The organism is Streptomyces sp. NPDC001220, from assembly GCF_053597895.1.
Genome location: NZ_JBSFJE010000005.1, coordinates 304538 through 326951, shown reverse-complemented (window position 1 = coordinate 326951; position 22414 = coordinate 304538). Strand labels below are relative to the sequence as shown.

Here is a 22414-nt window from a genome sequence, read left to right as displayed (position 1 = left end):
GACAGCCGGCCACCGGCCGCCGCCCACCGTCACGATTGGGTCGACGGAGTCCGGCCTGGAAGACTGGTCGCCATGAACGACTCCCCCGCGCGCGCCGACGCCCCGGTCCTCGACGTCTGGTGCGAACTCCAGTGTCCCGACTGCCGCAGCGCCCTGGACGACCTCCGCGCTCTGCGGGCCCGGTACGGCGACCGGCTGGAGCTGCGGCTGCGGCACTTCCCGCTGGAGAAGCACAAGCACTCCTTCGCCGCCGCACAGGCCGCCGAGGAGGCTCTGGAGCAGGGGAAGGGCTGGGAGTACGTCGAGGCGGTCCTCGGCCGAGTGGCGGAGCTGGACCGCGAGGGCGAGCCGTTCCTGGTCGAGGTGGCCCGTGAACTGGGCCTGGACGCCGAGGAGTTCGACACCGCACTGGTCGACGGCCGGCACATCCTGATCGTCGACGCCGACCAGGCCGAGGGGCAGGCCATCGGCGTGACCGGCACCCCGACCTACGTCATCGGCGGCGAACGCCTCGACGGCGGCAAGAGCCAGGAGGGCCTGCGCGAGCGGGTGACGGAGATCGCGGACCGGTTGCTGGCCGAGCGGGAGTGACCCCACGGCCGCGACCCCACAGCCGGTGCCGGAGCGGCTTTCAGAGCAGATTCTTGTACAGGTGGTAGGTGATCGTCTCGTAGCCGAGTGACTCGTAGAGCCGCTCGGCGGGGGTGTTGCCCGCGAAGACGTTCAACATGATGGCGGAGCGGCCGGCCGCAACGCCCTGCGCCTCCGCCAGGAGCATCAGCGTGCGGCCGTGCCCCCTGCCCCGGTGGCGCGCGTCGGTCTCGACCTTGTAGACGAAGGCCCTGTCCTCCCGGGTGCCCGTCCAGAGCGTGCCGACCGCGGTCCCTTCGTGCTCCAGGACGCTGAAGACCATTCCCGGGGAGACCAGGCCGTCGGGCAGCGTGGTGGCGGTGTCCCGCAGAGCCTTGGCCCTGGCCTCGGCCTCGGGCACCCCGCGCTCGATCCAGCTCCGCGCGTAGTCCTCCGCGTGCTTTTCCTGCCAGGAGCCGAACTCCGCCGGGCTCATGGGCCGCCCCCGGCTCCCCGCGGGCAGTCCGGGCGCGGTGTCGCCGAGCGGCTTCTCCATGTGGCGGTTGCGTACGAGGTAGCCGAGGACGGTCGCCGCCTGCAGCGCCGCCTCCGCCCCCGCGGGCACCGATGCCTCGATCCGCGTGCACCCCCACCCGCGCAGCACCTCCTCCGCGGCGAGCGCGGCGACCGTGCCCCGGCCTCGTCGGCGGTCCGGCTCCTCGATGCGCAGGTCCAGGATCCGGCCCACCGAGTTGCCGAAGCGGGGGCTGACGCCGAGGTGTATCGCGCCGACGGGACGGCTGTTCACACATACCTGGTACCGGCGTGAACGCGTCCCGTCGGCTTCGTGCTGAAGCGGCTCGGTCGGCCGCAGGGTGGTGGTCATCAGAGGTGTTCTACCCGCCGCGGACTCCCGCGTCAGCCCAATTAAGAGGGGGCTCCTACGGATCCAGGTCCTCGCCCGACCGCTCGTCGAAGATCCGCATCGCCTTGACGGTCACCGGGCCGGGGGCGCCGGGGAGCGCGCGGTCGTCCACCCGGTGCACGGCCTGGACGTCGCGCAGGGTGGAGGTGAGGAAGACCTCGTCGGCACGCTCCAGGACGTCCAGCGGCAGGTCGGTCTCCTTGGCGCCGGCCCACTCGACGGTCAGGGCGCGGGTGATGCCGGCCAGACAGCCGGAGGCGACCGGCGGGGTGTGGATCTCGCCGTCGAGGACGACGAAGACATTGGAGCCGGTGCCCTCGCAGAGCTGTCCGACGGTGTTGGCGAACAGCGCCTCGGAGGCGCCGTGTTCGCGGGCGCGGGCCAGGGCCAGGACGTTCTCGGCGTACGAGGTGGTCTTCAGGCCGGTGACCGCGCCGCGTTCGTTGCGGGTCCAGGGGACCGTGATGACGGCGGTGGAGTCGGCGCGGCGGCCGGTCTCCCCCACGGCGACCACGAGGGTGGGTCCGCGGTCACCGCGGTCGGAGCCGAGCGGGCCGTGGCCGCCGGTGTAGGTGATGCGCAGCCGGCCCAGCGGCATCGGGTTGGCCGCCAGCACCGCCTCGCACGCCCGGCGCACCTCGTCGTGGTCCGGGTCGGGCAGGCCCAGGCCGCGGGCCGACCGGGTCAGCCGGTCGAGGTGCCGGGTGAGCGCGAAGGGCCGGCCCTCGGTCGCCTTCACCGTCTCGAAGATGCCGTCTCCCACCGTCAGCCCGTGGTCGAACACGGAGACACGCGCGGACTCGGCGTCCTGCAGCCCGCCGTCCAGCCAGATCTTCACCGGGGTTCCCCTTCGTTCACGTCGTACGTACCCGACGCTACCGCGAGCAGCCGGGCGGCCTTGAGCTCGGTCTCCCGCCATTCACCTTCGGGGTCGGACCCCCAGGTGATCCCGGCCCCGGTACCGAACCGCAGTTCGCCCGCGTCCCGGTCGATCCAGAAGGTCCGGATGCCCACGGCCAGCTCACCGACGCCCCGGTCGGCGTCGACCCAGCCGATGCCGCCGCAGTACGGGCCGCGGGGCGCGGTCTCCAGGTCCTCGATGATCCGCAGGGCGCTCGACTTCGGCGCGCCGGTGACGGATCCGGGCGGGAAGGCCGCGGCGAGCAACTCGGCCCAGCCGGCCTCCACGGGCAGCTCGCCCCGGACCGTGGAGACCAGATGGACGAGCCCGGGATGCTTCTCGACGGCACACAGGTCGGGGACGGTCACCGTGCCGGCGACGCAGACCCGCCCGATGTCGTTGCGGACCAGGTCGACGATCATCACGTTCTCGGCGTAGTCCTTCTCCAGGAGGTCCGCCTCGGTACGGCCGGTGCCCTTGATGGGCCCGCTCTCCACGCTCCGCCCCGCCCGGCGCAGGAACAGCTCGGGCGAGGCGGTGGCTATCTCCACGCCGTGCTCCGGCAGCCGAATCGTTCCGGCGTACGGCGCCGGGTTGCCGCGGGCGAGCAGCGCGGTCAGGGCGTCGACGTCGGCGTCCGGGGCGACGCGCGCGGACAGCACACGGCACAGGTTGGCCTGGTACACCTCGCCGGCCGCGATGTGCGTACGGATCCGCTCCACGGCCCTCGTGTACGCGGCGCGGTCGAGGGACGACGTCCAGTCGCCGGCGGCCGGACCCCGCCACCGCCCCGGCACCGGCGCGGGCACCGGTTCCTCGCGTACGTCGCCGAACCGGGCGCAGGTCAGCCGGCCCTCGAAGTCCGCGCAGACGGCCCAGAAACCGGTGCTGTCGAGAGCCGTGGGGTCGCTGGTGACATCGAGGAGACCGGTGGCGAGCCGTGTGCCGAAGCGGGCCAGAGGAGGGTGATGGAGCACGTCGTCGAGTCTATGGCGGGTGTCGTGGGGGTGGCCCGGGCATGTCGTCAAGGGGGCCCTGACCACGTCGTCCGCCGGGACCGGCGCAGCACGCTGCGCAAACGCGTTTTTGTACTGGCCCGGGAATCCGCTAGAGTTCAACACGTCGCCGGGCCGCGAGAGCGGACCGAAACGACAGGCGGACGTAGCTCAGTTGGTAGAGCGCAACCTTGCCAAGGTTGAGGTCGCGAGTTCGAGCCTCGTCGTCCGCTCGAAGGAAGTAGGGATCTTCCCGATCCCCTACACTCCTGGTGGAGTGGCCGAGAGGCGAGGCAACGGCCTGCAAAGCCGTCTACACGGGTTCAAATCCCGTCTCCACCTCCAAGGACGATTAGCTCAGCGGGAGAGCGCTTCCCTGACACGGAAGAGGTCACTGGTTCAATCCCAGTATCGTCCACTGGATCTTCGCCCCCTTCGTCGCTCTCGTCGAAGGACCGGGGATCTGACCCCGCGCGATTAGCTCAGCGGGAGAGCGCTTCCCTGACACGGAAGAGGTCACTGGTTCAATCCCAGTATCGCGCACGCAGTGCCCGTGATCTTCGGATCGCGGTCCCGAGGACGATTAGCTCAGCGGGAGAGCGCTTCCCTGACACGGAAGAGGTCACTGGTTCAATCCCAGTATCGTCCACACCGCAGAGAGCCCCGACCGTTGCGACGGTCGGGGCTTCTTCGTGTGCCAGGGGCTGCGCGTTGCGCCCGGCACAGGTGCCGGGCGCGTCGGGCTCAGCTGGAGAAGAGCATGTGGGCCCAGCTCTTGTTGTGGCCGTGGTGACCGCCGTGGTGCCCGCCGTGGCCGCCGTAGTGACCGCCATGGTGCTGCTGCGGGGCGCCCCAGGCCGGCGCGGGCGGTGCCGGGTAGGCCTGCGGGGCCGGCGGGACCGGCTTCGACCACTGGGCCTCCATCTGGGTCAGCGCCTCCAGCTCGCCGTAGTCGAGGAAGATGCCCCGGCAGCCGCTGCACTGCTCGATCTGGACGCCGTTGCGGTTGTAGGTGTGCATCGGCGCATGACACTTCGGACACTGCATGGTCGGCTCAACTCCTCGCCGGTGAAAAATGCTTCGCGTTCTCCCAGGACAGACTCCGTCCGACCCCGGTCGGTTGCACCCTACTTCGGGAAATCGAGGGCCAACCGGGCGGGGAGCGGGGTCGGTCGGGAGCGACAAGGGGGTCATTCCGGGGCCATCCGGGCACAAGCGTCGATCAAGGACTGCTCGACCTCGTCCAGGGCGCGGTCCGCCGCGAGAGCCTTCGCGAGGTAGCGGGCGGCGGTCTGGACGGTGAGGGCGCGGGCCGGAACGTCCAGGGCCGGCCAGGGATCACCGCCCTCCGGTACGGCCGGGCCGCCGGCCGCGCGGTAGGCGGTCAGGAAGCGGGTCCAGTCCTCGGGCGGGAGGAGGCCGCAGGCGTACCAGGAGGCCGGGCGGGCGAGGTCCCAGGCCGGCACGCCGACGCCCAGGTCGTCGACGTCGATGAGCCGCCACGGGCCGTCCGGCGCCGGGTGCCGGACCAGCTGGCCGAGGTGCAGATCGCCGTGGCAGAGGGTACGGGTGCCGGGCATCGGGGCCTCCGCGCGGGCCCAGGCGGGCAGCGCGGACCAGGCGCGGAGGACCGGCGGGGCGGCGGGGTGGCCCGGAGCGGCGGCCAGCGCCTCGCGGAGGCGGGCTGTCGCCTGGGTCGCCTTGGCGGGGCCGCGCATCGGAGGCGTGCCGGGGAGGGGTGGGGTGCGGTGGAGACGGGCGAGGAGGGTGGCGGCGGCCTCCCAGGGGGCGGCCTCCGGGGCGTCGGGGTCCACGGGTCGGCCGTACGGCCAGAGGGTGACCGGGCGGGTGCCGAGCACGGTCGCCGGGACGGGAGTGAGCGGGGCGAGGAAGACGTCGGGGAGATGGGCGGCGGTGGCCAGGCGGCGGGCCAGGGCGGTGGGGTCGGTGCCGGGGGCGTGGGCCTTGGCGACGGTTTCCGCGTGCCGGAGGACCGTGGTGTCGGGGCGGTGGGCGAGGGTGGTGGTGGCGCCGCAGTGGCAGGGCGTCGCGTCCGGGTGGGCGGCGGCTCTGACCTTGACGGTCAGCTGCGGTATGACGTCTGCGGTGGTCAAGGGTCCCCCGGGGGTGCGGATGCTGCCCCGAGCGTACGCGGGTGTGCTGGGGCGGGGTTCATGGTCGGGCGGGGTGGAGGCCGGGGTACCGGGGTGCCGCTTGCCCACGCTTGCGGGGGTGCCGCCGCACCCACCCGTGCCGCCCCGCGGCACGTCTGCCCGCAGCTGTGTCCCCGTAAGGGGCGCGGGGAACTGCGCGATCGGTCCCCGCCGGGCCGCAGGTGCACTTCGGCCGTGCGCACCGCAAAAGCCGTGCGCACCGCAAAAAAAGCAATGCCGGCGCAGCTCCCCAGCTGCGCCGGCATTTTTGCCGTCCGCCGCACCCCCGTCCCCACGGGGTTTCATGGGTGGATGTCCCCGCCCGAACCGCTCTTCCGGGCCTGGGGTCGCCGCTCAGCGCCCCAGCATCACTCCCACGGACGACGCCTGTGTGGCCACCGTCTCCCAGCCGTCGAAGACGAGCAGGAGCAGGGCCGCCAGGGGAAGGGCCATCAGCGTCGCCACCAGGGGGTGGCGGCGGCCCTGCCGGCGGGGGCGGGTGGTGTGTGTCCGCTGTGCCGTAAGAGCCATGGTCCCTCTCCTGACCGTTCAGTTGTCTTGGCAGCGGCGGGTGTCTGACCTCGGGGGACGAGTGCTGCACCCGCCGCTTGACCTCAAATCTAGGCGCGGGCCACCTCGGGGACGTCATGCCCTCGTACCGAATCACGGGCCTCCGAGAGGATGAGCCGTGACCTGCGGTCTACTCCCCTGGGTGGAGACGGGGTCCTACACCTCGTCCTAGGCCTCCGGGTCTTCCCGGAGGGGGTGCCCGGTCCTTCCCGGTTTTTCCGAGCTGTCCTCGCGGGGTACCGGCTGCTCGACGAGGGCCAGGACCCGGGTCGCCATGAAACGGGCCGTACGGACAACACTGCCGTTTCGCGTGACTTCGCTCACTTCCACCACCCCTCGTCGTACCGCCGTCTCCACCCGGCGGCCCGCCCTGCTGGCCACCACCTCGTACGTACGGGTCGTGTCGCCGGCGTCGACGACTATCTCCACTCGGTCACCCTTCACAGCTTCAATCCCCCTTCTGTGACGGCTTGTTGGCGCAGACGGATGCTCAAAGGAGCCGATACCGGCGCCTTCCTGACCACTCCTCAAGTCTCGCACCCGGCACTGACAATCCGTCGGGCCGAGAGGGCGCGGCCTCTGCGCGCGGGCGGCCGTGGAAACGTAAGCTGTGCCACGTCACACGGACCGGGCAGCGGGGATGAACATGGCGATGATGCGCCTGAGGCGCGAGGACCCGCGCGTCGTCGGCTCGTTCAGGCTTCACAGAAGGCTCGGCGCCGGCGGGATGGGCGTGGTCTACCTGGGCTCCGACAAGAAGGGGCAGCGGGTCGCGCTGAAGGTGATCCGGCCGGATCTGGCGGAGGACCAGGAGTTCCGGTCGCGTTTCGCCCGTGAGGTCTCGGCGGCCCGCAGGATCCGGGGCGGCTGCACGGCACGGCTGGTCGCCGCGGACCTGGAGGCCGAGCGGCCGTGGTTCGCCACCCAGTACGTGCCCGGTCCCTCGCTGCACGACAAGGTCGCCGACGACGGCCCGCTGGGCGCGGCGGACGCGGCGGCGGTCGGGGCGGCGCTCTCCGAGGGCCTGGTCGCCGTGCACGAGGCCGGCGTCGTCCACCGGGATCTCAAGCCGTCCAACATCCTGCTGTCCCCGAAGGGGCCGCGGATCATCGACTTCGGCATCGCCTGGGCCACCGGGGCCTCCACCCTCACCCATGTCGGTACGGCGGTGGGCTCCCCCGGGTTCCTCGCGCCCGAGCAGGTGCGCGGCGCGGCCGTCACCCCGGCGACCGACGTGTTCTCGCTCGGCGCGACCCTGGCGTACGCGTCGACCGGGGACTCGCCCTTCGGGCACGGCAGTTCCGAGGTGATGCTCTACCGCGTGGTCCACGAGGAGCCGCAGCTGTACGGGGTGCCGGACGCGCTCGCCCCGCTGGTGCGGGCCTGCCTGGCGAAGGACCCGGAGGACCGGCCGAGCACGCTGCAGCTGTCGCTCCGGCTGAAGGAGATCGCCGCGCGCGAGGCGCAGGGCCTGCCGGACGTACGGCCGCCGGCGCCGCGAGCCGCGGAGGCGGACCGGCCCACCGGACGGCTCGCCGAGACCTACCCGGAGCCGCAGCGCGCCCAGCGGCGGCCGCCGCAGTCCTCGCCGGGCACGCCGGTGCGGGGCAACGCGCCCTCGCGCGGCGGCAGCGGCCCACGGGCGAACGGCGGTGTGCCGTCCCGTCCGGGTGGCGCGCGCCCCATGCCGGCTCCGCGCGGCCATGGCAACGGCACCCGGCCGGGGAACACCAACGGGAACCGGCCGGGGCCGCGCAGCGGTACCGGGCGACCGGCGCCGCGCCCCACGGGCACCGGACGGCGTCCGGCCAACCCGAGGCTGCTGCGTCAGCGGCTCTTCGTGTTCGTGGTGGTGACCCTGCTGGTGGCGCTGGGGATCGCGCTGGCCCAGGGCTGCTCCGGACCCGCGCACGGAATGGGCGTGCCCGGTGGGGGCGTACCCGCGAAGTCGGCCGCCCTCAGGGAGTGACAGCTCCTACGCCTGCGGGCGGCCGGTGGTCACCGCGTAGAAGGCGACCGCGGCAGCCGCGCCGACGTTGAGGGAGTCGACGCCGTGGGACATCGGGATGCGGACCCATTCGTCGGCGGCGACCAGCGCCTGCGTGGAGAGGCCGTCGCCCTCCGCGCCGAGCATCAGGGCCACCCTGTCCATCCGGTGCGGCGCGGCCTCGTCGAGGCTGCGGGCCTTCTCGTCCGGGGTGAGGGCGAGCAGCGTGAACCCGGCCTCGCGGACCGAGTCGAGCCCCTTGGGCCAGGTGTCGAGACGGGCGTACGGCACGGAGAAGACCGCCCCCATCGAGACCTTCACGCTGCGGCGGTAGAGGGGGTCGGCGCAGTCGGGGGACAACAGCACCGCGTCCATGCCGAGGGCCGCCGCCGAGCGGAAGATCGCGCCGATGTTGGTGTGGTCGTTGACCGACTCCATGACCACGACCCGGCGCGTGGTACGCAGCAGTTCGGTGGCCGTCGGCAGCGGCTTGCGCTGCATGGAGGCGAGCGCGCCGCGGTGCACGTGGTAGCCGGTGACCCTCTCGGCGAGCTCCGGGCTGACCGCGTAGACGGGGGCCGGGAGTTCGTCGATGACATCGCGCATGACGTCGACCCACTTGGCGGACAGCAGCATCGAACGCATCTCGTAGCCCGCGTCCTTCGCCCTGCGGATGACCTTCTCGCCCTCGGCGATGAACAGGCCTTCGGCCGGTTCGCGCTTGCGGCGCAACTCGACGTCGGTCAGGCCCGTGTAGTCACGCAGGCGCGGGTCGTCGGGATCCTCGACGGTGATGAGATCGGCCACAGGGTGATACTGCCTTGTCCTGGGTGTGGTGCCAACGGGCTGGAACGGGTTGTGTTACCCGGGGTTACGCCGGTGCCTCTCCGGCGGACGGGTGCGGTGCCTCTCCGGCGGACGGGTGCGGTTGCTCTCCGGCGGACGGGTGCGGTTGCTCTCCGGCGGACGGGTGCGGGCCGACGTTCACGACTTCGCCGACGACGATGACCGCCGGGGGCTTCACGTCCTGCGCGCGGACCACCGCCGCCACCGTGGCGAGGGTCGCGTCGACCCGGCGCTGGGCGGCTGTCGTGCCCTCCTGCACCAGGGCGACCGGGGTGTCCGGGGACTTGCCGTGGGCCACCAGGGTCTGGGCGATCTGCCCGATCTTGTCGACGCCCATCAGGATCACCAGGGTCCCGGTGAGCTTCGCGAGGGACGGCCAGTCGGCGAGCGAGCGCTCGTCGTCCGGCGCGACGTGGCCGCTGACCACGGTGAACTCATGTGCGACGCCCCGGTGCGTGACCGGGATGCCGGCCGCGCTCGGCACCGAGATCGAGCTGGAGATGCCGGGCACGACCGTGCAGGGGATCCCGGCCTCGGCGAGCGCCTGGACCTCCTCCATGCCCCGGCCGAAGACGTAGGGGTCGCCGCCCTTGAGTCGTACCACCGACTTGCCCTGCTTGGCGTGCTCGATCAGGGCGTTGTTGATGGCCTCCTGGGCCATGTAGCGGCCGTACGGGATCTTCGCGGCGTCGATCACCTCGACGTGCGGCGGGAGTTCGGCGAGCAGGTCGCGGGGCCCGAGGCGGTCGGCGATCACCACGTCGGCCTCGGCGAGCAGGCGGCGGCCGCGCACCGTGATCAGGTCGGGGTCGCCCGGACCGCCGCCGACCAGAGCGACGCCCGCGTGACGGGTGCGGTGGTGCGGGGCGACGAGGGTGCCGTCGCGCAGGCCCTCCACGACCGCGTCCCGGATGGCGGCGGTGTGACGGGGGTCGCGGCCCCGGGCGTCGGTGGTGAGCACGGCGACGGTGACGCCCTCGCTGTGGCCGGTGGCCGGAGTCCAGGCGGTGGCCCGGTCGGCGTCGTCGGAGCGGACGCACCAGACGCGGTGCCGTTCCGCTTCGGCGGAGGCGGCGGTGTTGGCGTCGGGGTCGCTGGTGGCGATGAGGGCGTACCAGGCCTCGGTGAGGTCGCCGTCCTGGTAGGGGCGCCGCACCCAGGTGATCTCGCCGGCGTCCGCCATGGCCTCGACGGAGGGGGTGGCCTCGGGGGATACGACGGTGATGTCGGCGCCGGCCGCGATGAGCGCGGGGAGGCGGCGCTGGGCGACCTGGCCTGCGCCGAGGACGACCACCTTGCGGCCGGTGAGGCGGAGGCCTACGGGGTAGGCGGGGTGTTCGGCCATGAGGGTGCGACTCCCAGGTGTGGCGGCGGTTCGATGCCCTGACGTGCAGATTTTACGGGGCGCTGAGTTGCGGCGACTCAGGTGTCCGGGGGCTGGGCAGGGTGGCCGGGTGCGGGTGCGTGGTCCGTGCCCACCCGTTCCGCCCTGCGGAACGCCTGCCCACGGACCACAAAGCGGTTGGCGCCCCCGCGCGACGAACCGCCAGGACCACGATCCGGTTCGTGCCCCCGCGCGACGAACCGCCCAGACCACCGTGCGGTCAACACCCGCGCAGGACGAAGTGCCAGCCTCCGCAGGACGGACCGTCCAGGCCACGATCCAGCCGACGCCCCCACAGAACGAACCCTCCAGGCCACAATCCAGCCAACGCCCCACAAGACCAACCGCCCGGACCACGACCCGGCCGACGCCCCCACAGAACGAACCCTCCAGGCCACAATCCAGCCAACGCCCCAAAAGACCAACCGCCCGGACCACGACCCGGCCGACGCCCCCACAGAACGAACCCTCCAGGCCACGATCCAGCCGACGCCCCACAAGACCAACCGCCCGGACCACGACCCGGTTGATGTCCCCGTGGGACGGCGCGTCCGGGCCGCGGCGGCATGTTGTCGGTGTGGGAGGACCGGGTGGGGTGTGGTCGGACGCCCGGGCAGGGGTGGGTCCCTGTCCGGGCGGCGCCGCGCAGGCCGCCGTTCGCTTTCCGTCGGCGCAGGACGGTCCCGCTACTTCTCGGTCACGCCCGCCGAGTCGAACGTGGCCACCTCGTGCATCGCCCGTGCCGTGCTCTGGACCAGTGGGAGGGCCAGCAGGGCGCCCGTGCCCTCGCCCAGGCGGAGGTCGAGGTCGACCAGGGGGCGCAGGCCCAGCTTGTTGAGGGCGGCGACATGGCCGGGCTCCGCGCTGCGGTGGCCCGCGATGCACGCGGCCAGCACCTCGGGCGCGATCGCGCGGGCCACCAGGGCCGCGGCGCCCGCGCTGACGCCGTCCAGGATCACCGGGGTGCGCAGGGACGCGCCACCGAGCAACAGGCCCACCATCGCCGCGTGTTCGAAGCCGCCGATCGCCGCGAGGACGCCGATGGGATCGGCCGGGTCCGGCTGGTGGAGGTCCAGGGCGCGGCGGACGACCTCGGTCTTGCGGGCGAGGGTCTCGTCGTTGATGCCGGTGCCACGGCCGGTGACCTCGGCGGGGTCGGCCCCGGTGTAGACGGAGATGAGCGCGGCGGACGCCGTGGTGTTGGCGATCCCCATCTCACCGGTGAGCAGGGCCTTGTTGCCGGCCGCCACCAGATCGCGGGCGGTCTCGATGCCCACCTCGATGGCCTGCTTGGCCTCCTCGCGGGTCATGGCCGGGCCGGTCGTCATGTCGGACGTGCCCGCGCGGACCTTGCGGGGCAGCAGGCCGGGCGTCGCCGGGAGTTCGGAGGCGACGCCGACGTCCACCACGCACACCTCGGCGCCCACCTGGGACGCGAACGCGTTGCAGACCGCTCCCCCGCCGAGGAAGTTGGCCACCATCTGGGCGGTGACCTCCTGCGGCCAGGGGGTGACGCCCTGGGCGTGCACCCCGTGGTCGCCGGCGAAGATCGCGACGGCCGCGGGCTCCGGGATCGGCGGCGGGCACTGCCGGGACAGGCCGGACAGCTGGGCGGAGATGATCTCCAGCATGCCGAGCGCACCGGCCGGCTTGGTCATCCGCTTCTGCCGCTCCCAGGCCTCGCCGAGCGCCTTGGCGTCCAGCGGGCGGATCCCGGCGACGGTCTCGGAAAGCAGGTCGTGCGGGTCCTCGCCGGGCAGGGCACGGCGGCCGTACGTCTCCTCGTGCACCACCCAGGACAGCGGGCGCCGCTTGGACCAGCCGGCCTGCATCAGCTCGGGCTCGTCCGGGAACTCGTCGACGTATCCGACGCAGAGGTAGGCGATGACCTCCAGGTGCTCGGGCAGGCCGAGCGCGCGGACCATCTCCCGCTCGTCGAAGAAGCTGACCCAGCCGACGCCGAGGCCCTCGGCGCGGGCGGCGAGCCAGAGGTTCTCGACGGCGAGGGCCGCGGAGTACGGCGCCATCTGCGGCTGGGTGTGCCGGCCGAGGGTGTGGCGGCCGCCGCGGGTCGGGTCGGCGGTGACGACGATGTTGACCGGGGTGTCGAGGATGGCCTCGATCTTCAGTTCCTTGAACTGCTTCGCACGGCCCTTGGGGAGGGACTTGGCGTAGGCGTCGCGCTGGCGCATGGCCAGTTCGTGCATGCTGCGCCGGGTGTCGGCGGACCGGATGACGACGAAGTCCCAGGGCTGGGAGTGGCCGACGGAGGGCGCGGTGTGGGCGGCCTCCAGGACCCGCAGCAGCACCTCGTGCGGGATGGGGTCGCCGCGGAAGCCGTTGCGGATGTCACGGCGTTCGCGCATGACCTTGAGAACCGCCTCGCGCTCGGCGTCGTCGTAGGCGGGCGCGGCCGGGCCGGTGGACTGACGTGCTTCTGCCACGGGGGCCGTGCTCTCTTCCTGGTCGGCGGCCCTGGTCTCCAGGTCCTCCGCGTGCTGTACGACATCGGGGTGGTGCTCCGCCACGGGGCCGGGCTCGGCCTCGCGGGGCGCGGGGACGGTGGCGACCTGCTCCGGCGTGTTCTCGCCCTGGTCCTGGGCGGGGAGGATCAGCGGGTGCGGCGGGGTCGGGGCGAGGTGCGGGGTGGTCGGCACCTGGCCGTCGACGGCGACGAACTCGCCCAGGGGCTGGGCCGGCGCGGGCTCCGTCGGAACGGCCGGGGCGAGGGACTCCCCCTGGGCCGCCGGGGTCTCCTCCGGCTGAGCCGCGGGGGTGGGCGGGGTGCCCTGCGTCTGGGGGCCGGCGAGGGGCTGGACCGGCAGCGGCTCGGGAATCTCCGGGACCTCGAGGGCGGTGGCGGTCTCCATCGGCGGTACGACGGCTGCCGCGGGGAACTCGGCCGGGACCGGCGGCGCCACGGCGTCCGGCGCGGACGGCGCGAGGTGCTCGGCCTCCGGGGCGGCGGGAGCAAGCGGCTCCGGGGCGGCGGGAGCGAGCGGCTCCGGGGCGGCGGGAGCGAGCGGCTCCGGGGTGGCGGAGGCGAGCGGCTCCGGGGCCTCGGCGACTGCCGCGGGGGCGACCGGGGATGCCGGGGCCGGCGCCTCGGCGACGGCCTCCTCGGGCTGCACCGGCACGGGCGTCGCGGTGGCCACCGGCTGACCGGCCTCGGCCAGGACGGCTTCCGGGGTGCGGGCTGGCTCGGGGGCGACCGCCTCCGCCGCCGGAACGGACTCGGGCACGGCGGTCTCCACGACCTGCTCGGGCGCGGCGGCCTCGACGACCTGCGCGGGCACGACGGGCTGCACGACGTGCTCGGGCACGACAGGCTCCGCGACCTGCGGCTCCGGCGCGACCGGTGGCACGGGGTGCACCGGTTCGGGGTGCACCGGCTCGGGGCGCACCGGCTCGGCCTGGGCGGCCGGCTCCGGAACCGTCGCCGCCATGAGCGGACCCGCGGCCTCCGCCACGGGCACGGCCTCGTGCTCGGCCACGGCGTCGGGAACCGGCCCGGCACCGGGCGCGGGCACCGTGTCCTGCCCCTGCGAAATCTCCCGGGCGTCCGGGGCCCCCGAAGCGTGCGGAACCTGCACCCCCTGCGGAACCTCCGCGACCACCGGCGCGGCCTCCGGCACCGCACTCGTCACGGTCCCCTGAGCACCGTCCGGAGCCTCGGCGACCTGCGGCACCACCGGCTCGGCCACGGGCACCGGAACGCCCCCGTCGACCGGCTGGGCCACGCCTTCCGGGCCGTACGCGTTCTCGGGCCACATCCCGAGACCCGCCGGCGCCTGCTGCTCGGCCGCGACACCCGCGACGTCCGTCAGCGCGGACCCCGGCGCGAAGGCCGTGGGAGCCGCAACGGCGGCGGAGGTCGCGGAAGGAACCGTCTCCGGTGCCGGAACAACCGTTTCCGCAGCCGGGGCCTGTGCGGCCACCTGTGCCACCGGCGCCGCCTGCGGGACCGCCTGCGCCGCACCCCAGGGCGCGGCGGACTGCGGCGCGGCCTCGCGCGGCGGCTGGGCGTCGAGGTACTCGGGTCCGGCCGTCGGCAGGCCGGGCTGCCGGGACGCCGGCGTGTCGGCCGGGCCCCGGTCGGCGAGGGAGCGGACCGGGCTCGCGGAGGTGTCGGGGATCGGCGGACCGAGGTGCAGCGGTCGGCGTGGGGCCGGGGCGGCCGCCGGGTCGTGGGGCACGGAGAGGATCGGGGACGCCGGTACCGAGCTGGGCAGCCGGACGGCGGTGAGGTCGACCGAGCCGCTGTCCCGGCCGTCCGTCTCGTGCGGGCCGGGTTCGTGGACGGTCTCGACGACCGGTTCCGGGGCCGGCGGCGGCACTTCGTTGCCCCAGGCGCCCTGGGCGCCCGGGAGCAGCAGGTCTTCGTCCTCGGCGGGCGACTCGGAGAGGTAGGTGTACGCGCCGTGCGCGGGAACGCCCGGCTGTTCCACCATGCCTGCGCTCTCCGGCAGTCCCTCGCCCGGGACCTGGCCGGTGTCCGTCATGCGTACCCCTCGCCCATCGGTTAGTGCCTTCTACGACCAGCTCACTCGGGGCGGCGCACCGACCGCCCCACAGTGAGAACGAGCGTGCGTGCCCAGCGGCACGAACGACCCGCCGGAAAAGGCGACAAAGCCATTCAGTGGCATTGTCCCGGCCGTTCGACCGTCGCGACAGCGTGATCCGCGACAGCCCGCTGTGGACTGCGCCACGTTGCGCGTCCCCGGTTCTGCCGTACCACACCCGTCCCAAAAGGGGCGCGTTTTCCGGATATTGACGAACGAATTTCCGGGCCACCGGTGCGGTGCAGCGATCGGCCAGCCTACCGCGCGCAGTATGACAACAGGATCACGGGGCGCGCTCGGGCAGGACGCCGCTGAGCAGGAAAGCGACGTTCCGCTCGGTCTCCGTCCAGGCCCTGGTGTCGAGTTCGACGGACTGCAGCAGGGCGCATTCGACCTGATATCCGTGCTCGGTCAGGTCGCGTCCGACGAGTTCGGCAGCGTCTCTGGTGGCGGCGTGGGTGACGATGCGCTGCGGGCGGCGGTCGGCGACCGCGTTGACCACGGCCGCTCCCCCGCCGCCGACCCGGACGACGTCGGGTTCGGGCAGGTTCTCCAGCACGTGGGGCGCGCCGCCGTGCACGATCTGGAGCTGGACCCCGAACTTGCGGGCGGCCGCATCGCTGCGGACGCAGGCCGCGAGGTCCCGGTCGACGGCGATGACGGCGGCCCCGGCGCGGGCCGCCTCGGTGGCGAACGCGCCGCTGCCGCAGCCGATGTCCCAGACGAGGTCCCCCACCCGGGGGCCCAGCCGGGCGAGTTGGGCGGACCTCAGCAGATCCGTTTCCCCTTCGCCGAGCGCGACTCCCTCGCCGTACTCCGCGTCGGGCTGGACCCAGCCACGCGGGCCGGCCGACGGGTCCCGGCCGGCGATCCAGCCGCCGCCCTCACCCGCCGGCACCGGTGCGGAAGTCCCGCCGATGACGATGACGACGTTGGGGTCGCGCCAGGTGTGGTCGGCGGCCTTGTCGGAGGTGACGACGCTGACCTGCTCGCGGTCGGTGCCGAGTTCCTCGCAGATGACGAAGGTGCGGTGGACGCCCTCCATCAGCAGGCCGAGTTCGGCGGGGCCGGCGCCGGGTGAGGTGAGGACGGCGACCTTGGTATGGGCGCGGCACACATTCACGGCGCGTCGCAGGGTGCGCGGGTGTGCGACGACCACCTGCGCGTCATCCCAGGGCATGCCGGCGCGGGCGAAGGCGGCGGCCACCGAGGAGACGGCGGGGACGACCTCCACCTCCAGGCCGAACTCGGGCGCGCGCAGGGTCCGTACGACACCGAAGAAGCCGGGGTCGCCGTCGGCGAGCACCACCGCGGTGCCGCGGTGGCCGGCGATGCGGCGGGCGGCGAGGGCGACGCTGCCGAGGCGGATGCGTTCGGCGGTCGGTGGCACCTCGGGGAGGGCCAGATGGTGGGCCGCGCCCGCGACGAGCGTGGCGGCGCCGAGCGCGCCTCGTCCCGCGGCCGTCAGCGGCGAGCCGTCCCAGCCGATCACCGTGACCCGGTCGGCCATCGTCGTCAGTCTCCAGGGTTTTCGCAGGTCGTCAGGGTCCGGGCCCGCGGACGGGCTCAGTGAGAGTACCTGGTGGAGCTGTCCGGCGCGCGACGGGGCGAGTCCCGTCGGCGTCAGTTCCAGGAGGTGAAGCCGCCACTCTCGGCGAGTTCCTCGCCGGCGCCTTCCAGGTCCTCCGGGAGCAGGCTCCACACGATGAAGTCGGTGCGCACGTCCGCCCAGGTGCCGTCCTCGGTGCGGACGTGGACTATGCAGGCGTTGCGCAGCACGCCCTCGCTGATACCGCCGATCTTCTGGGCCACCTGCTGGGAGGCGGTGTTGTCGGCGGCGGTGCGGATCTCGATGCGTTCGAGCTTCTGGTCGCCCAGGAGCCAGTGGGCGGTGGCGAGCGCGGCCTCTGAGGCGTAGCCCTCGCCGCGGGCCCAGGGGGCGATGATGTACGACAACTCGGTCGACCGGATGTGCCAGTTGGTCTTGGAGAGCTGGATGACGCCGACCAGGCGCTGGGTGAGGAACTCGGTGACCGCGAGGTCAAGGCCCCGGCCGTCGGTGCGTTCGGCGGGGGCGTACTCGGTGATCCAGTTCCGGGCCGCGTCCTCGGTGAACGGCTGGGGCACGTCGGTCCAGGCCGCGACCTGCTCGTCGTTCATCATCTCGGCCAGGGCGGGCACGTCGTCCTCGTCGAGAGGACGCAGCACCAACCGCTCCGTGCTGATGGAGATGTTGGGGAAGGTGCTAGTCATGCGCCACTCCGTAACCTTCGGAAATCCTTCAGGGCGTGCGAACTGCCCAGCATGCAGCATGAAACCACTGAACGGCACGACGGGGCCCACCCGCGGTGAGCGAGTGGACCCCGTGCGTGGCGATACGCCGTATACGTGCCGTCGGAAAGACGTTTATCAGCCGTCGTGAAGCCGACCGGAGGAACGATCAGAAGGACGGGATGACCGAGCCCTGGTACTTGTCCTCGATGAACTTCTTGACCTCGGGCGACGTGAGGAGCTTGGCGAGCTTCTTCACCCGCGGGTCCTTCTCGTTGCCCTTCTTCACCGCGAGGAAGTTGCCGTAGGGGCTGTTCTTCGCGGACTCCAGGACGAGGGCGTCCTTGGCGGGCTTGATACCGGCGGAGATGGCGTAGTTGCCGTTGATCACCGCGGCGTCCACGTCGTCCAGGGAGCGTGCGGTCTGGGCCGCCTCGACCTCCTTGAACCGGAGGTTCTTCGGGTTCTTGGCGATGTCCTGCGGGGTCGCCTCGGTGCCGGCGCCGTCCTTGAGGGTGATGAGCCCGTTGGCGGCCAGCAGCTTGAGGGCACGCGCCTCGTTCACCGCGTCGTTCGGGACGGCGACGGTCGCACCGCTCTTCAGCGCGTCGGCGCTCTTGACCTTGTGGGAGTAGAGGCCGAGCGGCTCCAGGTGCACCGTGACGACGGGCACGATGTGGGTGCCGCGCTTCTTGTTGAAGTCGTCGAGGTACGGCTGGTTCTGGAAGTAGTTGGCGTCCACCGAGCCGTCCTCGGTCGCCGTGTTCGGCACGATGTAGTCCTGGAACTCCTTGACCTCCAGGTCGAGTCCGGCCTTCTTCGCCAGGTTGTCCTTGACGTAGTTCAGGATCTCGGCGTGCGGGGTCGGGCTCGCGGCGACGACCAGCGGGCCGCTGTAGTCGGCGGAGCCGGAGGCGGAGTCCTTGTCCGAGCCGCAGGCGGTGAGCCCGAAGGTGAGGGCTCCGGCGGCGAGGACGGCGGTGGTGATTTTGGCGGTGTTACGCACGAAAAGTGCCTTTCCTTAAGGGTGGAGCGACCCCGCGATGGGTGGTGCGGGGAAATCTGAAGGGGTGCGGAAGGGGCTCAGACGGACTTGCCGGTGGCCGTGGCGGCCTTCAGCAGCCGCAGCTTCGGCACGGGCCCGGACGCACCGCCGCGGCGGTGCAGGGAGCGGGCCGCGTAGTCGCCGGCGAACTGGATGAGCGAGATGACGACGGCGAGGATCGCCACGGTGATCCACATCAGCTCGGTCTCGAAGCGCTGGTAGCCGTAGCGGATCGCGATGTCGCCGAGCCCGCCGGCGCCGACCGTGCCGGCCATGGCCGAGTAACCGATGAGCGCGACGATCGTGGTCGTGGTGGAGGAGATCAGCGAGGGCAGCGACTCGGGCACGAGGACCTTGCGTACGACGGTCCAGGTGTTGCCGCCCATCGACTGCACGGCCTCTACGAGCCCGCCGTCCACTTCGCGGACAGCCGTCTCGACCAGGCGGGCGAAGAACGGGATCGCGCCGATGGCGAGCGGCACGATGGCCGCCTCACGGCCGATGGTCGTCCCGGTGATCGAGCGCGTGAAGTTCATCAGCGCGACCATCAGGATGATGAAGGGCATCGAGCGGGCGATGTTCACGATCTGGCCGATGACCTTGTTGGCCAGCACGTTCTGGAGCAGTCCGCCGCGGTCGGTGAGGACGAGCAGGACGCCGAGCGGGAGTCCGCCGACGACGGCGATCAGCGTGGACCAGCCGACCATGTAGAGGGTGTCCCAACACGCCTGGGACAGCAGCGGCTGCATCTCGGACCAGCTCACTTGGCACCTTCCTTCACCAGCGCGGGCTCCTGGCCCACCACGTCGATCTGCAGGCCCTGTTCACGCAGGAAGCCGATGGGCACCACGTTGTCCTCGTAGCGGCCGGGCAGTTCGATGCGCATCCGGCCGATCTGGAGGCCGCCGACGGTGTCGATGGCGGCACCGAGGATCGATATGTCGATGTTGTAGGTGCGGGAGAGCTGGGAGACGACCGGCTGGGTGGCGGCCTCGCCGTGGAAGGTGACGTCGAGGACGGTACGGTCGTCGCCGGAGGCCTCGCCGCCGACCGGGAACAGCGCGGCGGCCAGCTCGGAGCCGGGGGTGCCGAGCAGCTCGCTGACGGTCCCGGACTCGACGATGCGCCCCTTCTCCATGAGGGCGGCCGAGTCGCAGATCGACTTCACCACGTCCATCTCGTGCGTGATGAGCAGGACGGTCAGGCCCAGCTGCCGGTTCAGGTCGCGCAGCAGCTGGAGGATGGAGCGGGTGGTCTCCGGGTCGAGGGCGCTGGTGGCCTCGTCGGAGAGCAGCACCTTGGGGTCGCCGGCGAGTGCGCGGGCGATGCCGACGCGCTGCTTCTGGCCGCCGGAGAGCTGGGCCGGGTAGGCCTTCGCCTTGTCGGCGAGACCGACCAGGTCGAGCAGCTCCAGCGCCTTGCGGGAACGTTCCTTCCCTGACGTGCCGAGGATTTCGAGCGGCAGCTCGACGTTGTCCTGGACGGTCCGGGTGGAGAGCAGGTTGAAGTGCTGGAAGACCATGCCGATACGGCTGCGCGCCTGCCGCAGCTCCCGGCCGGCCCGGGGGCCGCGCCCGGCGAGGGCGGTGAGGTCCTGGCCGTCGACCGTCACGGTGCCGGCGGTGGGGCGCTCCAGGAGGTTGACGCAGCGGATGAGCGAGGACTTGCCGGCGCCGGACTGGCCGATCACGCCGTACACCTCGCCCTCGCGGACGTGCAGATCGACGCCGTCGAGGGCGGTGACCTCGCGGCCGTGGGAGCGGTGGGACCGGTAGATCTTCGTCAGGCCCGTTGTGGTGATCACTGGGATTCCATCACTGTTGAGTACGCGGGCGTGGGTGTGCCCTGGTACGGGAGGGAAAATGTGCGCGGGGCAGCCGGGTCACATACGGCGCGGGGCGTACGGACAGGCCACGGCGGCGGCTCGCTTCGGGGCGCGAGGCTCTGGGGTGGTGCGGGGGCCCTCTAGAAGGCGCACATTCGACACATACAACGAGCACCGGGCGTCATGGTCGCCTCGGTCGCAGGGGTGCGGTCGCTCGTCGTGGTCATGCGATCAGTAAACCAGACCTACGGTCCTGACAGGCCGCCGCTGTCCGCATGCTGGACAGCGGCGGACGCCCGTCAGCGGCGCCCGGAGATCTCGACGAGGTGGTCGGTGACCAGCGCCGACAGGGCCGAGAGGTCCTCCACCACGAGGTCCGCGTCCAGCTCCCGCGCGGGGTGGGTTGTGGCCAACGCCACGGTGGTCATCCCGGCCGCGCGGCCGGCCTGGAGCCCGGCCGGGGCGTCCTCGAAGACCACGCAGCGGGCCGGGTCGACGCCCAGCCGGCGGGCGGCGAGGAGGTAGGGCTCGGGGTCGGGCTTGCCGCGGGTGATGTCGTCGGCGGCTATCAGCGTCTTGGGCCGTATCCCGACCGCGTCGAGGCGGGCCTCGGCGAGCCGGCGGGTGGCCGAGGTGACGACGGCCCAGCGGTCGGCGGGGAGGGAGTCGAGGAGGGCGGTGGTGCCGGGGAGCAGCCGGACGCCGCCGCCCGGGACGTCCTCCACCTCCAGCTGCTCGACCCGGGCGACGGCCTCCGGGACGAGGTGGGCGGGGACCAGGTCGGCGACGATGTCCGCGGCGGTCCGGCCGTGCAGTTCGACTCGGGCGAACTCCTCGGTGACGCCGTACTCCGCCGCCCAGCGGGTCCAGCAGCGCTCCACGGAGTCGAGGGAGGAGACCAGGGTGCCGTCGTTGTCGAAAAGCAGGGCTTGTGCGTGGATCGTCATGGTCTAGACCCTACGGTGTACGGCAGGGGCGACGGCGTGCGGCCGTTTCCGCCGTAATAAGGTCACCGCATGCTCAATGCCCTGTTGCTGGTGACCGGAGTCGCCGCACTGCTGCTCGCCGCGTGGTGCGGCTGGGCCGCGTACCGGGACCAGCCGACGAAGGACTGGCACTTCATCGGGATGGCCGTGGTGTCGGTGCTGGCGGTGATCCAGCTGGCGGCCGGGATCGTGCTGCTGGCCCGGGGCGACAAGCCGGCGCAGGGTACGACGATCTTCGTGGCGTATCTGCTGGGCGCGTTCGCGTGCGTCCCGGCGGCGGGGTTCATGTCGCTGGCCGAGCGGACCCGGTGGGGCTCCGTGACGGTCGCCGCGGGCGGTGTGGTGCTGGCCGTGCTGGAGGTGCGGCTCTATGACATCTGGGGAGGGTGAGATGACGACCGTGGAGCAGAGGCCGAAGCGGCTCACCAGTGGGCCGGGCACGCTTCTGGTGTGGTTCTACGGCGTGATGGTCGTCGGGGCGGTGTCGCGATCCGCGTACCAGATCGCGACCGGGTTCGACCGGGCGCCGCTCGCGTACTCGCTGTCGGCGGTCGCCGGGGTGGTGTACGGGTTCATCACGTACACGCTGGTGCGGGGCGGCGAGACGGCACGCAGGGTGGCGCAGGCGTGCTGCGCCGCCGAGCTGGCCGGGGTGCTGATCGTGGGCACGTGGACCCTGGTCGACTCTTCCGCGTTCCCGGACGCGACCGTGTGGTCGGACTACGGGATGGGGTACGTGTTCATTCCGGTGCTGTTGCCGATCTCCGCGTTGTACTGGTTGCGGAAGGGCGCCAAGGGGGACCCGGCCTGAGGAACGTGCGCGGCCGCGGGTGCATCGTGGCCGGTCGCGCAGTTCCTCGCGCCCCTGGGTCAGCTGTCAAGCCGTCGTTGCATAGGTGCCGGCCGGCTTTTCCAGGACGATCATCGGGACGCCGTCCGCGCCCTTCGACGTGCCCACCGTTTCGTAGCCGACGCGGCGGTACAGGCGGAGGTTGCCCTCGCTGCGGTGGCCGGTGAAGAGGCGGAACCTCTTGGCGCCGCGCTCCTCGACCAGCGCCGACTCGGCCGCGCGCAGCAGCCGCGCGCCGATGCCGTGGCCCTGCAGACGGGGGTGGACGCAGAGCTTGCCGATGGCGGCGGCGCCGTCCTCGGTGACCGAGCCGCGGACCGAGCCGACGACCTCCTCGCCGAGTCGGGCGACGAAGACGCAGTCGGACGCGACCTCCTGGCGGACCGAGTCGAGGCTCTGGACGAGCGGGTCGATGCGGTAGTTGCCGTACAGCGCCGCCTCGCTCTGGAAGCACAGGTACTGGAGCCTGAAGATCTGCTCTGCGTCCTGCTCGGTCGCCACCGAGATGGTCACGCTCATGCCCATGTGCGCACGCCTCCCGCTC

General features: G+C 72.5%; 20 protein-coding genes, 5 tRNA genes and 1 pseudogene. 9 read left to right on the top strand and 17 right to left on the bottom strand.

Annotated elements, in window-relative coordinates; genetic code table 11:
• Nucleotides 1-72 precede the first annotated feature (72 nt).
• Entirely contained in the window at nucleotides 73-591 is a 519-nt protein-coding gene (locus tag ACWDGI_RS14970) for a DsbA family protein (protein ID WP_450759002.1), read from the top strand.
• Between the two features lie 40 nt (nucleotides 592-631).
• Here the strand turns inward: ACWDGI_RS14970 and ACWDGI_RS14965 are convergent, their stop codons facing one another.
• The 3 genes from ACWDGI_RS14965 to ACWDGI_RS14955 are packed head-to-tail and all read right to left on the bottom strand — an operon-like array spanning nucleotide 632 to nucleotide 3373.
• On the bottom strand, nucleotides 632-1456 hold the full coding sequence (locus ACWDGI_RS14965) for a GNAT family N-acetyltransferase (protein WP_450759000.1): 825 nt from the start codon (nucleotides 1454-1456) through the stop codon (nucleotides 632-634).
• A 55-nt stretch (nucleotides 1457-1511) separates the two neighbouring features.
• Nucleotides 1512-2333, bottom strand: a complete 822-nt coding sequence (locus ACWDGI_RS14960; protein ID WP_450758998.1) for an aminotransferase class IV — start codon at nucleotides 2331-2333, stop codon at nucleotides 1512-1514.
• Nucleotides 2330-3373: a chorismate-binding protein gene (locus ACWDGI_RS14955; RefSeq protein WP_450758996.1), complete on the bottom strand. Its 1044-nt coding sequence runs from the start codon at nucleotides 3371-3373 to the stop codon at nucleotides 2330-2332. Before ACWDGI_RS14955 ends, ACWDGI_RS14960 begins: the two co-directional genes overlap by 4 nt.
• Nucleotides 3374-3551: 178 nt before the next feature.
• On the opposite strand from ACWDGI_RS14955, the gene ACWDGI_RS14950 reads away from it, so the two are divergent.
• From ACWDGI_RS14950 to ACWDGI_RS14930, 5 genes are all read left to right on the top strand, one after another.
• A tRNA-Gly gene (locus ACWDGI_RS14950) sits at nucleotides 3552-3624 on the top strand.
• A gap of 38 nt (nucleotides 3625-3662) precedes the next feature.
• Nucleotides 3663-3736: transfer RNA gene (locus ACWDGI_RS14945), tRNA-Cys, on the top strand.
• Between the two features lies 1 nt (nucleotide 3737).
• A tRNA-Val gene (locus ACWDGI_RS14940) sits at nucleotides 3738-3809 on the top strand.
• Nucleotides 3810-3862: 53 nt separating this feature from the next.
• Nucleotides 3863-3934: transfer RNA gene (locus tag ACWDGI_RS14935), tRNA-Val, on the top strand.
• 34 nt (nucleotides 3935-3968) lie between these two features.
• A tRNA-Val gene (locus tag ACWDGI_RS14930) sits at nucleotides 3969-4040 on the top strand.
• A gap of 95 nt (nucleotides 4041-4135) precedes the next feature.
• On the opposite strand, the gene ACWDGI_RS14925 is transcribed toward ACWDGI_RS14930, so the two are convergent.
• The 4 genes from ACWDGI_RS14925 to ACWDGI_RS14910 all read right to left on the bottom strand — a co-directional run bounded on the left by ACWDGI_RS14925 (nucleotide 4136) and on the right by ACWDGI_RS14910 (nucleotide 6558).
• Nucleotides 4136-4438 carry a TFIIB-type zinc ribbon-containing protein gene (locus tag ACWDGI_RS14925; RefSeq protein WP_365796536.1) on the bottom strand — a complete coding sequence of 101 codons (303 nt, stop codon included), beginning with the start codon at nucleotides 4436-4438 and terminating at the stop codon, nucleotides 4136-4138.
• Between the two features lie 143 nt (nucleotides 4439-4581).
• The gene (locus ACWDGI_RS14920; protein ID WP_450758994.1) at nucleotides 4582-5505 is read right to left on the bottom strand and encodes a phosphotransferase family protein; all 924 of its coding nucleotides are present in this window, start codon (nucleotides 5503-5505) and stop codon (nucleotides 4582-4584) included.
• Between the two features lie 393 nt (nucleotides 5506-5898).
• Complete coding sequence (locus ACWDGI_RS14915; RefSeq protein WP_046726640.1) at nucleotides 5899-6075, bottom strand: hypothetical protein; 177 nt, start codon at nucleotides 6073-6075, stop codon at nucleotides 5899-5901.
• A gap of 207 nt (nucleotides 6076-6282) precedes the next feature.
• A complete protein-coding gene (locus ACWDGI_RS14910) occupies nucleotides 6283-6558 on the bottom strand; it encodes a hypothetical protein (protein ID WP_450758992.1) in 276 nt (91 codons plus the stop codon).
• 196 nt (nucleotides 6559-6754) lie between these two features.
• Here ACWDGI_RS14910 and ACWDGI_RS14905 point away from each other — a divergent pair, with 196 nt between their 5' ends.
• Nucleotides 6755-8083, top strand: a complete 1329-nt coding sequence (locus tag ACWDGI_RS14905; protein ID WP_450759310.1) for a protein kinase domain-containing protein — start codon at nucleotides 6755-6757, stop codon at nucleotides 8081-8083.
• Between the two features lie 6 nt (nucleotides 8084-8089).
• On the opposite strand, the gene ACWDGI_RS14900 is transcribed toward ACWDGI_RS14905, so the two are convergent.
• The 9 genes and pseudogenes from ACWDGI_RS14900 to ACWDGI_RS14860 form a co-directional block, all read right to left on the bottom strand.
• The gene (locus ACWDGI_RS14900; protein WP_362565237.1) at nucleotides 8090-8908 is read right to left on the bottom strand and encodes a TrmH family RNA methyltransferase; all 819 of its coding nucleotides are present in this window, start codon (nucleotides 8906-8908) and stop codon (nucleotides 8090-8092) included.
• A 154-nt stretch (nucleotides 8909-9062) separates the two neighbouring features.
• Nucleotides 9063-10292 (bottom strand): annotated as a pseudogene (cobA, locus tag ACWDGI_RS14895) (uroporphyrinogen-III C-methyltransferase); the annotation flags it as partial.
• A gap of 725 nt (nucleotides 10293-11017) precedes the next feature.
• Nucleotides 11018-14833, bottom strand: a complete 3816-nt coding sequence (gene cobT, locus ACWDGI_RS14890; RefSeq protein WP_450758990.1) for a nicotinate-nucleotide--dimethylbenzimidazole phosphoribosyltransferase — start codon at nucleotides 14831-14833, stop codon at nucleotides 11018-11020.
• Between the two features lie 343 nt (nucleotides 14834-15176).
• A complete protein-coding gene (cbiE, locus tag ACWDGI_RS14885; protein ID WP_450758988.1) occupies nucleotides 15177-16403 on the bottom strand; it encodes a precorrin-6y C5,15-methyltransferase (decarboxylating) subunit CbiE in 1227 nt (408 codons plus the stop codon).
• 113 nt (nucleotides 16404-16516) lie between these two features.
• Nucleotides 16517-17146 (bottom strand): GNAT family N-acetyltransferase, encoded by a 630-nt coding sequence (locus ACWDGI_RS14880; protein WP_450758986.1) that lies wholly within the window; start codon nucleotides 17144-17146, stop codon nucleotides 16517-16519.
• Between the two features lie 187 nt (nucleotides 17147-17333).
• A complete protein-coding gene (locus ACWDGI_RS14875; RefSeq protein ID WP_450758984.1) occupies nucleotides 17334-18170 on the bottom strand; it encodes a MetQ/NlpA family ABC transporter substrate-binding protein in 837 nt (278 codons plus the stop codon).
• A gap of 77 nt (nucleotides 18171-18247) precedes the next feature.
• Nucleotides 18248-18973: a methionine ABC transporter permease gene (locus tag ACWDGI_RS14870; RefSeq protein ID WP_450758982.1), complete on the bottom strand. Its 726-nt coding sequence runs from the start codon at nucleotides 18971-18973 to the stop codon at nucleotides 18248-18250.
• On the bottom strand, nucleotides 18970-20013 hold the full coding sequence (locus tag ACWDGI_RS14865) for a methionine ABC transporter ATP-binding protein (RefSeq protein WP_450758980.1): 1044 nt from the start codon (nucleotides 20011-20013) through the stop codon (nucleotides 18970-18972). The genes ACWDGI_RS14870 and ACWDGI_RS14865 overlap by 4 nt, the downstream gene beginning before the upstream one ends.
• Before the next feature lie 320 nt (nucleotides 20014-20333).
• A complete protein-coding gene (locus ACWDGI_RS14860; protein WP_450758978.1) occupies nucleotides 20334-20981 on the bottom strand; it encodes an HAD family hydrolase in 648 nt (215 codons plus the stop codon).
• Nucleotides 20982-21050: 69 nt separating this feature from the next.
• On the opposite strand from ACWDGI_RS14860, the gene ACWDGI_RS14855 reads away from it, so the two are divergent.
• Both ACWDGI_RS14855 and ACWDGI_RS14850 read left to right on the top strand, forming a co-directional pair.
• On the top strand, nucleotides 21051-21410 hold the full coding sequence (locus ACWDGI_RS14855) for a hypothetical protein (RefSeq protein ID WP_450758976.1): 360 nt from the start codon (nucleotides 21051-21053) through the stop codon (nucleotides 21408-21410).
• Nucleotides 21391-21831 carry a hypothetical protein gene (locus ACWDGI_RS14850; RefSeq protein WP_450758974.1) on the top strand — a complete coding sequence of 147 codons (441 nt, stop codon included), beginning with the start codon at nucleotides 21391-21393 and terminating at the stop codon, nucleotides 21829-21831. Before ACWDGI_RS14855 ends, ACWDGI_RS14850 begins: the two co-directional genes overlap by 20 nt.
• Nucleotides 21832-21897: 66 nt before the next feature.
• Here ACWDGI_RS14850 and ACWDGI_RS14845 read toward each other — a convergent pair whose 3' ends face one another.
• A complete protein-coding gene (locus tag ACWDGI_RS14845) occupies nucleotides 21898-22395 on the bottom strand; it encodes a GNAT family N-acetyltransferase (RefSeq protein WP_351700595.1) in 498 nt (165 codons plus the stop codon).
• Nucleotides 22396-22414 lie beyond the last annotated feature (19 nt).

Bases quoted from the DNA above. Each gene is read 5' to 3' on its own strand.
- ACWDGI_RS14970 (WP_450759002.1), top strand. From the start codon at position 73: ATGAACGACTCCCCCGCGCGCGCCGACGCCCCGGTCCTCGACGTCTGG.
- ACWDGI_RS14965 (WP_450759000.1), bottom strand. From the start codon at position 1,456: ATGACCACCACCCTGCGGCCGACCGAGCCGCTTCAGCACGAAGCCGAC.
- ACWDGI_RS14925 (WP_365796536.1), bottom strand. From the start codon at position 4,438: ATGCAGTGTCCGAAGTGTCATGCGCCGATGCACACCTACAACCGCAAC.
- ACWDGI_RS14915 (WP_046726640.1), bottom strand. From the start codon at position 6,075: ATGGCTCTTACGGCACAGCGGACACACACCACCCGCCCCCGCCGGCAG.
- ACWDGI_RS14905 (WP_450759310.1), top strand. From the start codon at position 6,755: ATGAACATGGCGATGATGCGCCTGAGGCGCGAGGACCCGCGCGTCGTC.
- cobT (WP_450758990.1), bottom strand. From the start codon at position 14,833: ATGACGGACACCGGCCAGGTCCCGGGCGAGGGACTGCCGGAGAGCGCA.
- cbiE (WP_450758988.1), bottom strand. From the start codon at position 16,403: ATGGCCGACCGGGTCACGGTGATCGGCTGGGACGGCTCGCCGCTGACG.
- ACWDGI_RS14880 (WP_450758986.1), bottom strand. From the start codon at position 17,146: ATGACTAGCACCTTCCCCAACATCTCCATCAGCACGGAGCGGTTGGTG.
- ACWDGI_RS14860 (WP_450758978.1), bottom strand. From the start codon at position 20,981: ATGACGATCCACGCACAAGCCCTGCTTTTCGACAACGACGGCACCCTG.
- ACWDGI_RS14855 (WP_450758976.1), top strand. From the start codon at position 21,051: ATGCTCAATGCCCTGTTGCTGGTGACCGGAGTCGCCGCACTGCTGCTC.
- ACWDGI_RS14850 (WP_450758974.1), top strand. From the start codon at position 21,391: ATGACATCTGGGGAGGGTGAGATGACGACCGTGGAGCAGAGGCCGAAG.
- ACWDGI_RS14845 (WP_351700595.1), bottom strand. From the start codon at position 22,395: ATGGGCATGAGCGTGACCATCTCGGTGGCGACCGAGCAGGACGCAGAG.